The sequence below is a fragment of the Pseudomonas sp. DTU_2021_1001937_2_SI_NGA_ILE_001 genome, from assembly GCF_032463525.1.
GTDB lineage: Bacteria > Pseudomonadota > Gammaproteobacteria > Pseudomonadales > Pseudomonadaceae > Aquipseudomonas.
Window position 1 is genome coordinate 5,555,076 of the sequence record NZ_CP135971.1, and the last position, 9,850, is coordinate 5,564,925.

9 protein-coding genes are annotated in these 9,850 nt (G+C 67.0%); 5 read left to right on the forward strand and 4 right to left on the reverse strand.

Annotated features, from left to right (window positions below; all coding sequences use genetic code 11):
• Genes RRX38_RS24490 through RRX38_RS24500 form a run of 3 tightly spaced genes read right to left on the reverse strand, consistent with a single transcriptional unit; the run spans position 1 to position 3,396 of the window.
• Positions 1-1,110 carry an efflux RND transporter periplasmic adaptor subunit gene (locus tag RRX38_RS24490; protein ID WP_315961001.1) on the reverse strand — a complete coding sequence of 370 codons (1,110 nt, stop codon included), beginning with the start codon at positions 1,108-1,110 and terminating at the stop codon, positions 1-3.
• Between the two features lie 16 nt (positions 1,111-1,126).
• On the reverse strand, positions 1,127-1,930 hold the full coding sequence (locus RRX38_RS24495; protein WP_315961002.1) for a MipA/OmpV family protein: 804 nt from the start codon (positions 1,928-1,930) through the stop codon (positions 1,127-1,129).
• Entirely contained in the window at positions 1,927-3,396 is a 1,470-nt protein-coding gene (locus tag RRX38_RS24500) for an efflux transporter outer membrane subunit (protein ID WP_315961003.1), read from the reverse strand. Before RRX38_RS24500 ends, RRX38_RS24495 begins: the two co-directional genes overlap by 4 nt.
• Positions 3,397-3,494: 98 nt before the next feature.
• On the opposite strand from RRX38_RS24500, the gene RRX38_RS24505 reads away from it, so the two are divergent.
• Together RRX38_RS24505 and RRX38_RS24510 are read left to right on the forward strand one after the other, a co-directional pair.
• Positions 3,495-4,184 (forward strand): response regulator, encoded by a 690-nt coding sequence (locus RRX38_RS24505; RefSeq protein WP_315961004.1) that lies wholly within the window; start codon positions 3,495-3,497, stop codon positions 4,182-4,184.
• A 16-nt stretch (positions 4,185-4,200) separates the two neighbouring features.
• Positions 4,201-5,379 (forward strand): sensor histidine kinase, encoded by a 1,179-nt coding sequence (locus tag RRX38_RS24510; RefSeq protein WP_315961005.1) that lies wholly within the window; start codon positions 4,201-4,203, stop codon positions 5,377-5,379.
• A 15-nt stretch (positions 5,380-5,394) separates the two neighbouring features.
• Here the strand turns inward: RRX38_RS24510 and RRX38_RS24515 are convergent, their stop codons facing one another.
• The gene (locus RRX38_RS24515) at positions 5,395-6,021 is read right to left on the reverse strand and encodes a TetR/AcrR family transcriptional regulator (protein WP_295477438.1); all 627 of its coding nucleotides are present in this window, start codon (positions 6,019-6,021) and stop codon (positions 5,395-5,397) included.
• Positions 6,022-6,195: 174 nt separating this feature from the next.
• Between RRX38_RS24515 and RRX38_RS24520 the strand changes: the two genes are divergently transcribed.
• The 3 genes from RRX38_RS24520 to RRX38_RS24530 all read left to right on the forward strand — a co-directional run bounded on the left by RRX38_RS24520 (position 6,196) and on the right by RRX38_RS24530 (position 9,627).
• Positions 6,196-7,287, forward strand: a complete 1,092-nt coding sequence (locus RRX38_RS24520; protein WP_315961006.1) for an MBL fold metallo-hydrolase — start codon at positions 6,196-6,198, stop codon at positions 7,285-7,287.
• 94 nt (positions 7,288-7,381) lie between these two features.
• On the forward strand, positions 7,382-8,614 hold the full coding sequence (locus RRX38_RS24525) for a cyanate transporter (RefSeq protein ID WP_315961007.1): 1,233 nt from the start codon (positions 7,382-7,384) through the stop codon (positions 8,612-8,614).
• An 80-nt stretch (positions 8,615-8,694) separates the two neighbouring features.
• Positions 8,695-9,627, forward strand: coding sequence for a LysR family transcriptional regulator (locus RRX38_RS24530; RefSeq protein WP_295477432.1), 933 nt, complete (start codon positions 8,695-8,697; stop codon positions 9,625-9,627).
• Positions 9,628-9,850: the final 223 nt, after the last annotated feature.

Genomic DNA, 9,850 nt, shown 5'->3' on the forward strand with positions numbered 1-9,850 from the left:
TCAATCCCGGACGATGACAGTGGTGGGCTGGTAGCGCGTGACACGCTCGCCCGGCCTGAGGAATGCGGCGCCGGCCACCACGACCTGGTCGTAAGGCTGCAGGCCGGCGCTGATCAGCGCCTGGTCGCCCTGCAGGGCGGCGACGCGCACGTTGCGCAGCACCACCTGGCTGGAACCTTCCATGAACAGGTAAACCTGGGCGCTGCCGGCGTCCTGGCCGGGCAGCAGGGCGCTGCTGGCAATCGCCAGTGACGAGGCACCATCGGCGGGCAGTTGCACGTTCAGCACGCTGCCGCTGGGCAGTGTGGTCTGGCCATCCGGCAGCTCGAAGACGGCCTCCTGCAGCAAGCCGTTTTCGGCCACCGGCGACAGGCCGATCAGGCTCAATTCGACGCTGCCGCCGCCGGCCGCCAGCAAACCCTGTGCGCGGTCGCCGGGCTTGAGCCGCTGGGCGTAGCGGCTCGGTACCTGCACCACCACCTGGCGCGGGCCATTGCCCTGCAGGGTCAACAGCACTTCGCCGGCGGCGACCTGGCGCAGCGGTTGCGCGACCCTGCTCACCACCCGGCCGGCGAAGGGGGCGACCAGGCGCGTGAGGTTCAGCTCGCGGCCGGCCTGGGCGGCCTCAGCGTCGGTGACCTGCGCTTGCGTTCGCGCGGTCTGCAGCGCCGTGTCGCTGCGTTCGAGGTCCGCCGCCGAGGCATTGCCCTGGCTGAACAACTGCTGGGTGCGCTGGTGTTCATGCCGACGCTGGGTCAGGTCGATGGCGCTGGCGCGGCGCCGAGCTTCGGCCTGTGCCAGGCGCAGACGTGCCGCTTCGCCGTCCTGCTCGACCAGCACCTGGCCCGCCGCTACCTGTGCACCTACTTCCACGGTCATGCGCGTCACCCTGCCAGGCTGCTCGAACGCCAGCGCGCTGTTTTGCGCCTGGCGTATCACCCCTGGGAGCACTGGCGCCGCGCTGTCCAGGCTGTACGGCATGGCCAGCTTGACCGCGCGCGGTGGCGGGCTGCCGGGCGCGGCGCCCTGCGAACAGCCGCCCAGCGTGAGAAACGCAGCGAAGCCCAGCCCGGCCAGGCGGGTCCGGCGGGTGGGAGAGTGGCCAGACATGGCAGGACCTCCTGGGTCAGAAGCTGTAGGTCAGGGCGAGGGTGCCGGTCGCGGCGGTACTGCGCTGCAGCAGCGGGCTGTCGCGGACCTGATCGGTGTAATGCGTCACGGTCAGCGTGGCCAGCGAGCTCCAGTGCGTATCGAAGTTGTGCAGCCAGTTCAGCGCGGTGGAGTAGGCGTAGATCCCGGCATCGCTGCGCTCGATGGCAAAGCCGCTGTTCAGGCTTTGTTGCGGGGTGACACCGAACCAGGTCTGGTTGAAACGCTGGCTACCGGCGTGGGCATCCAGGTCCACGGCCAGGGTGTCGCTGTCGGTGTGCAGCGTGATGGCTTCCAGGCCCATGCGGTAGCGGTCGCCACGCTGTTCGCCGGCCACGCGCCATTCGCCTTCCAGGTTGAGGCTCAGCCAAGGCGTCAGGGCCTGGCTGAGGTTGAGGTCGAAGACCGTGGCGCCGTTGATTTCGCCCATGCCACGCAGGCGGTCGCTGCCGGGACGGGAGTTGCTGTCACGATCGTCACGGCCGAAGTCGTAGTTGAACGCTCCGCTCAGGGTCAGGCCCTGCGGCGATTGCCATTGCAGGCCAAGACCGCGGGTGGTGTCGGCGAACAGCACGCCGCGCTGCACGCTGACCAGCGGGACGACCTGCGGTCGATAGTCCTTCGAGCCCATGTAGCGGCTCGCGGCACCGGCTGCCAGGCCGACGCTGACATCGGTGTGGTCGCCCCACAGCGATGGCTCGGCGGCCTGGGCCAGGGGTAGCCCGGACAGTGCCGTGAGGCACAGGGCAAGCAGGGGGCGGGTGCTGGGTCGGTAGGTCATGGTGAGTTACCTTCAAGGTTGGCTTCAGGAAGTGCTACGGAGTCGTCGATGCCGTGCAGGGCGCGATACAGGCGCAGGCGGTTGTCGAACAGTGCCTGGCTGGCCTGGCTGAGGGCCTGGCTGGTCTGCAGGGTGTCCAGGCGTGCCTGCAGACGCGCCTGGAGGCTGCCGGCTCCGGCCTGCCATTGCTGCTCCTGGCGCTGACTGTGCCGCTGGGCCAGTTGCTGGCGGGCTTGCAGGGTCTGCCATTGCGCCAGCAGTTGGCGGCGTTGTTCGAGGCCGCTGGCCATGTCGCGGAAGGCGTTGATCAGCGTGCGCTGGTAGTCGGCGACGGCCATTTGCCTGGCCACTTGGGCGGCATTCAGATTGGCCTGGTTGCGGCCACCGTCGAACAGCGGCAACGACAGCGACGGGCTGAGCAGGCGCAGGCCGCTGCCGGAGCTGAACAGGTCATGCAGCGCCGGGCTGGCGACACCCAGGCCGGTACTCAGGCGAATGGACGGAAAGAACGCCGCCCGCGCCGCGCCGATACCGGCATCGGCGGCGCGCAGGCGCTGTTCGGCGGCACGCACGTCGAAGCGTTGCAGCAGGCGCTCGGAGGGCAGGTCGGCGAGTTCGCCGGGCAGCTCTGCTGGCGCCAGGGGGCTGGTCGCTGGCGGCATGGGCGAGGGCAGCAGCCGGTAGCCGGTGACCCAGGCCAGGGCCTGGTAAGCCTGGGTGCGCTGGCTCTGGCTGTCCTGCCAACGCTGCCGGGCTTGCAGCTCCTCGTTCTGTGCAGCGTCCAGTTCGGCGGCGGCAACGGCGCCCGCGGCGACCTGTGTCTGCAGGCTGGCGCGCAACTGCCGGCTGACCTCGGCGGCGTCGCTTGCGATCTGCAACGCTTCGTCCGCCTGCCGCGCCTGCAGGTAAAGGCGCGCCACCTCGGCCACCAGCGCGCCGCGTGCGGCCTGGCTGCCCAGGTCACTGGCCAGCAATTGGTGGCGGGCCTGCTCGCTGAGGCTGGCCAGGCGACCGAAAAAGTCCAGCTCGAAATCACTGACCCCCAGCGTGGCGGTGGCCAGGTCTTGTTTGTAGCGTTCATCCAGGACCGGGTCGTTGAAGCGTTGGTGCTGGCGCTGCACCTGCAGGCCCAGGACCGGCCAGCGCTCGGCTTGGCTCAGGCCGAAACGACTGCGCGCCTGCTCGACCTTCAACTGGGCGATCCGGTAGTCTCGATTGCCGGCCAGGGCCTGACTGACCAGTTCCGCCAGCAAGGGTTCGTGGCTCAGCTCGCCGAGCAGGCGACGTTCGTCGTCCTGCAGTGCCACGCCCGGGCCGATGCTGGTCGGTGTGGCGGTGGTCGCGTCGAGCCGGGCCGGCAAGGGCGAGGCCGGCGGCTGATAGGCCGGGGTCAGCGAACAGCCCGGCAGGGCCAGCAGGCTGGTGATGAGCAACGCGCTGAGGAAGTTGAAGGGACGGGCTGTCATGATCCTGCCGACCGGGGCTGTTATGGTTGGCGGCAGCTTATGCAGGCAATATCAAGATTCCTTCGGGGAATTGTTCAGATTTGGTCAAGAGTGCAGACGTGAGCGATAAACGAATACTGATCGTCGAAGACGACTGTGACAGTGCCAGTGTGCTGGAGGCCTACCTGCTGCGTGATGGCTTCGTCGTGGCCCTGGCGGCCGACGGGCGTGCCGGCCTGGAGCAGTTCCAGCAGTGGCGGCCCGACCTGGTGCTGCTGGACATGATGCTGCCGCGCCTGAACGGCACCGAGGTGCTGGCGCAGATCCGCCGCGCCGGGCAGACACCGGTGATCATGGTCACCGCCGTCGGCGACGAGCCGGAGAAGCTCGGTGCCTTGCGCTACGGCGCCGACGATTACGTGGTCAAGCCCTACAACCCCAAGGAAGTGGTCGCGCGGGTGCACGCGGTGCTGCGCCGCAGTGCCCCGGCCCCTCTCGAGGAACGCTGGCTGCGCCACGGACGCCTGGCGGTGGACCTGGAAAGCGTGCGCGCTGGGGTGGAGGGCGCTGACGGCGCCCTGTGCCCACTGGACCTGACGCCCACCGAATATGCCTTGCTCAGCATTCTCATGAGCACCCCGCACAAGGCCTTTACCCGTGAAGAACTGCTCGAACGCTGCCTGCCGGAGAGCGACGCGCTGGGGCGGGTGGTCGATACCCATCTGCACAATCTGCGGCGCAAGCTGGAAGCCGCCGGGATCATGGGCGTGCCGGTGACCGTGCGCGCCGTCGGCTATCGCTTCACATGAGCCGCAGGGGCGTGCGATGAAACCTCAACGGCCGTTGTGGCAGTGGGTCGGCTGGCGCATGAGCCTGCTGGCGATTGGCGCGGTGGTGCTGATCGCCGGCTGCATGTATCTGTACTTCCTGTGGGGCGACTGGTACATCATGCGCAACGTCCCGGAGGCGGCGCGCAGCGAGCTGCTGGAGCTACGCGCCGCGCCGCAAGCCAATGAGCAGCGGCTCTGGGAGCTGTTCAGCCGCTACTACCCCGTAGAGAGTTTTCTGCCGGGCATCGCCAGCCGTGACTGGTGGGTGCTGCTGTGCCTGGTGCTGGCGGCCGTGCCGCTGATCCTCCTGGCGGGGTTTCGCCTGTCACGACCGCTGTCGGGGCAGGTTTCGGCGATTGCCGCCGCGGCCCGCCAGGTCGCCGCCGGGGACCTGGAGACGCGCTTCGACGTGGCGGCCACGGCGCCGGATGAAGTGCGTTGCCTGGCCCAGGACCTCAATCGGCTGACCACCCGCCTGCAGCAGTACGAGATCGAGGTGCGCGATTCGAGCGCGATCCTCGCCCATGAGCTGCGCACCCCCCTCAACGCGGCTTCGGTGAGGGTGCAAGGCATTCTCGACGAGGTGTTTCCCGCCGACACCCGGCAACTGGAAATGGTCAAGCGCCAGCTCGACCTGCTGGGCACTCTGGTCGGCGACCTGCATACCCTGTCGTTGGCGCGCGCCGGCCAGTTGGCCCTGGAGCAGCGCGAATTCATCCTGGCGGCACTGGTCGAAGAGCGTCTGGCCTGGTTCGCACCGCAGTTGCAGGCCGAAGGCGTGAACCTGCGCCTGGCGCTGCTGCCCGGCCAGCAACTGTGGGCCGACCGCGAACGGGTCGGCCAGTTGCTCAACATCGTGCTGGAGAACTTCCTGCGCTATGCGGCGGCGGGCGGCGAGCTGGAGATCGTGCAGACCCAGCAGGACGAGCGGATGGTCCTGGCCTTTCTCGACCGTGGCCCCGGAATTGCCGAAGAGGACCTGGAAAAGGTGTTCAACCGCTTCTGGCGCGCCGACAGCTCGCGGGCCCGGCATCTGGGCGGCAGCGGCCTGGGGCTGTCCATTGCCCGGGCGATCTGCGAAGCGCACCAGGGACGGATCGAGGCGCAGTGCCGGCCCGGTGGTGGAGCGGTGATTCGTATCGAACTGCCGGTGAGCTGCGCGGCAGGTGCATAGCCTTGCCGCCAGGCTTCAGTGCGCTTGGGCGCCCGGCACTTCGTACCAGCCCAGGAACAGGTCCAGCGCCGACTCCACCACCTGGTGCTGCTTTTCGGCGCTCAGCAGCTCGGCATTGAGGGTCACCTGCGGCCAGAAGGCGAAGGATTTGAGCAGGGCGTGGATCTGTGTGGCGGCGAATTCCGGGTCCAGCGGCTTGAGGCGGCCGTCCTGCTGGGCGGCGCGAATCCACACGGTGAAGGCTTCTTCGCGTTCGTTGAGGCGGTTGACCCAGGTCTGCGCACGGTCTGGCGAATGGATGGTGGCGCCGAAGGCGACCCGCGCCAGGTCGAGGAAGTGCGGGTCGTTGAGAGTCGCCATCTTGCCCAGCAGCAGTTCGCGCAGTTGTTCACGCAGGCCGCGATCACTGTGGTAGGCGGCGTCCGGGGCAGGGGCGGCGCAGCTCCACAGGCGGCGCAGGATCTCGGCGAACAGCTCCTCCTTGCTGGGGAAATGGTTGTACACGGTACGCTTGGAGACTTCCGCGCGTGCCGCGATGCGGTCCATGCTGGTGACTTCGAACCCGCGGTCGCGAAACTCGGCGATGGCCGCCAGGACGATGGCTTCGCGTTTATGGTCGGTCAGGCGCATGGGGGTGGTCATAGGGTTCCGCTTCAAACGTGCGTTTAGAGAAAATTACACTCGGCAGTTTACTTGTCTCGAGTATTCCTGCAAGCTTAAAACTACACCGTGTAGTGTAATTGTCATGTTCGCAGTTCTCGACTGACAAACCTTGCACGCCAGACTTCTCCCTCTGCTTCCAGGAGTCAGCGCACCATGGCCAGGATCGACCACAACCCGCCTGCCTCAACCTTGCCCGTCTTGCCTCGCGAGAATGGCCGCTACCGCAATCACGCACCGATGCAGCCGCTGAGTCTGGCCCGGACCTTGCGGGTGTTCTGGGATCAGGTCTTCAACAAGCCGTCCGGCACTCGGCCCGCCGGGCGCATTCCGGTGCAGCCGCTGTCTCGCCAGCAACTGCTGGCCGCCCCGGACAATACCGTGTATCGCCTCGGCCACTCCACGGTATTGCTCAAGCTGCGCAACCGCTTCTGGCTGACCGACCCGGTGTTCGCCGAGCGCGCCTCGCCGGTGCAGTGGGCCGGGCCGGAGCGTTTTCACCAGCCGCCGATCAGCCTGGCCGAGCTGCCACCGCTGGAAGCGGTGATCCTCTCGCACAACCATTACGATCATCTTGACCGCATGAGCATCCGCGCTCTGCAGGACAAGACCGCGCATTTCCTCGCGCCCCTGGGCGTGGGTGACACCCTGGTGGAATGGGGCGTACCGGCGCACAAGGTCCGCCAGCTGGACTGGTGGCAGTCCACCGAAGTGGCCGGCATCGAGTTCGTCGCCACGCCTTCGCAGCACTTCTCTGGTCGTACGCTGTGGGACGGCAACCGCAGCCTGTGGTGTTCCTGGAGCATTCTCGACGGCGAGCAGCGGATCTTCTTCAGCGGCGACAGCGGTTATTTCGACGGCTTCCGCCTGATCGGCGAACGCCTCGGGCCATTCGACCTGACGCTGATGGAAACCGGGGCCTACAACGTGGAGTGGCCGATGGTGCACATGCAGCCGGAGCAGACCCTGCAGGCGCATCAGGATCTGCGCGGGCGCTGGCTGCTGCCGATCCACAACGGCACCTTCGATCTGTCGATGCACACCTGGTACGAACCCTTCGAGCGCATCCTGGCCCTGGCCTGGGAGCAAAACGTCAAGGTCACCACGCCGGTAATGGGCCAGCCGTTCTACCTGGACTACCCGTGCCGAGGCGAGACCTGGTGGCAGGCAGTCGACCAGGCGCAGCCGAGCCCTACGGCAGAGGCCAGGCCCCAGTGCCGCTGCAGTGCCCGGCGGCAGAGCGCCTGATCCTAATTTCTCGATAGCCCGCCCCGTTTTCTGGTTTGCCCGCCCGACGCGGCGTTCGGCCTAATGGGCTCCTGGATTCAAGAGGAGATCTGTTATGCACGACATGCGCATGAGCCGGGCCCAGGGTGTGTGGCTGCTGGCCTGTGTAGTGGCCGTGGCCCTGAACCTGCGGCCATCGATGGCGGCGGTGGGGCCGTTGCTGGGGGCCATCCGTGAAGCGGTAGCGCTGGATTTCGCTCAGGCGTCGCTGTTGACCATGCTGCCGGTCATGGCCATGGGCCTAGCGATGTTTTTCGGTCTGCGCCTGGCCGCATGGCTGGGCTTGTACCGCAGCATCAGCCTGTCGCTGTGGGTGATCGGCCTGGCGACCCTGGCGCGGCTGTTCGCCGATTCGACCGCTGCACTGATCGTCACGGCGGTAGCGGCGGGGCTGGGGATCGCCATGATCCAGGCCCTGATGCCGGTGCTGATCAAGACCCGCTTTCGCGCCAACGTTGCGCTGTGCATGGGCCTGTATGTCACGGCAATCATGGGCGGCGCGGCGCTGGCCGCGTCCCTGGCGCCCACCGTACAGGGCCTGAGCGGCGACTGGCGTGCGGGGCTGGCGGTGTGGAGTGGTCTGGCGGTCTTCGCGCTGCTGCTCTGGGCCGGCCAGCGCGCCAGGGTGCAGAACGCTGCCCAGGCGGGGCCGGCTGTCCCGCGGCCGTCCTTCGTGCGGCTGCCGCGCGCCTGGCTGCTGGGGATTTTCTTCGGTCTGGGCACGGCGGCCTATACCTGCGTGCTGGCCTGGCTGGCCCCCTATTACGTGGAGCTGGGCTGGAGTGGCCAGCAGGCCGGGCTGCTGCTCGGCTACCTGACGCTGATGGAGGTGGTATCCGGCCTGGTGACCCCGGCCCTGGCCAACCGCAGCCGTGACCGGCGCTGGGTGTTGGCGGCGCTGCTGGGCCTGATCCTCTGTGGTTTCGCCGGGCTGATCTTCGCGCCGCTGGCCTATAGCCTGGTGTGGGCCAGTCTGCTCGGCCTGGGCATCGGTGGGCTGTTCCCGATGAGCCTGATCGTGTCGATGGACCACCTGGACGATGGTGTGCAGGCCGGTGCGCTGACCGCCTTCGTGCAGGGCATCGGCTACCTGATCGCCAGCCTGTCGCCGTTGCTGGCCGGGCTGCTGCGCGATCAACTGGGCAACTTCAGCGCCGCCTGGCTGGGGCTGGGGTTGCTGGTTGCCGCGATGCTGCTGATGGTCGTGCGCTTCGACCCGCACGGCTATGCCCGGCACATGCAAGTGCGCCCGACTGGCCCGGCCGTGGATGCCGGTCGCACTGCCTGAGCCGGCTTTGGTGGTATCGTGCCTGCGCCAGGCCGTTCCGGGCCTGGCTGCCTGGCGGTCAGGACCGCCGAGACTCGACCATGCTGCACAGCAACATCCTGCGCAAACTGGACATGCAGGACCTCATGGTCTTCCTGTCGATTCACGAGCAGCGCAACCTCACCCTGGTCTCCGAAGCCCTGCACGTCAGCCAGTCCACGGTCAGCTATTGCCTGAAGAAACTGCGCAGCCAGTTCGGCGACGAACTGTTCATCAGTACGCGCAGCGGCATGCTGCCGACGCGCAAGGCGCAGGCGATGCACGGCCATGTGCAGCAGATCCTGCATCAGGTCAACCTGTGCCACGACCTGCCGTGCTTCGATCCCCGGGAAGCGGCGCAGACCTTCAACCTCTGTGCGCCCGAGTACTTCGAGCTGCTGGTGCTGCCGCACCTGATGCGCGCGTTCCGCGATGCCGGGCTGGCAGTGACCGTGAATGTCCACAAACTCGATCGCGAACTGCCCGGCGAGGCCTTGCTCGACGGCCGCTTCGACCTGGCGATGTGCTTCGGCCCCGGCTTTCATCGGCTGATGAGCGGGCTGTGCAGCCAGGTGCTGATGGAAGACGACCTGGTCTGCGTGATGGACCGCTGCAGCCTGCCGGCGCAGTCGCACATGGACATCCAGGCCTACGCCGCACGGCAGCATGTCTACCCTACGCCATGGACCTCGGACAGCAACATGATCGATGGCTGGCTGCGCCAGCACGGCCTTGAGCGGCAGATCGTCGCTCGCACCAACAGCTATCGCGCGGCACTGCAACTGCTGCAAGGCACTGACCAGGTGCTGGCCCTGCCGCGCCGAGTGTTGGCCTTGCTGGGCCAGGAAACCTGGCTCGGCAGCTGCGAACTGCCGACCGCCCTGCATGGCTTCAGCATGGACATGATCTGGAGCGAGCGGGCCGATCATGACGAGGCCAACGGCTGGTTGCGCGAGCAGATCGTGAAGATCTGCGCGGCTCAAGGGTTGTTATAGGGCAATACAGGTCAGTTAGACCGGGTAGCAGTGGGAGCTTGCTCGCGAAAAGCGGAAAAAGTTGCTGAATTTGCTGTGAACGTGACGCCGCCTTCGCGAGCAACCTCGCTCCCACGGTCTGAACTGACCAGTATTGCGGCTAAAGCCAATACAAGTCAGTTAGACCGGAGCAATCTGATTTGGCGTCGCTTTTGCTTTTAAAGCTCAGAACTTGCAGACGCCG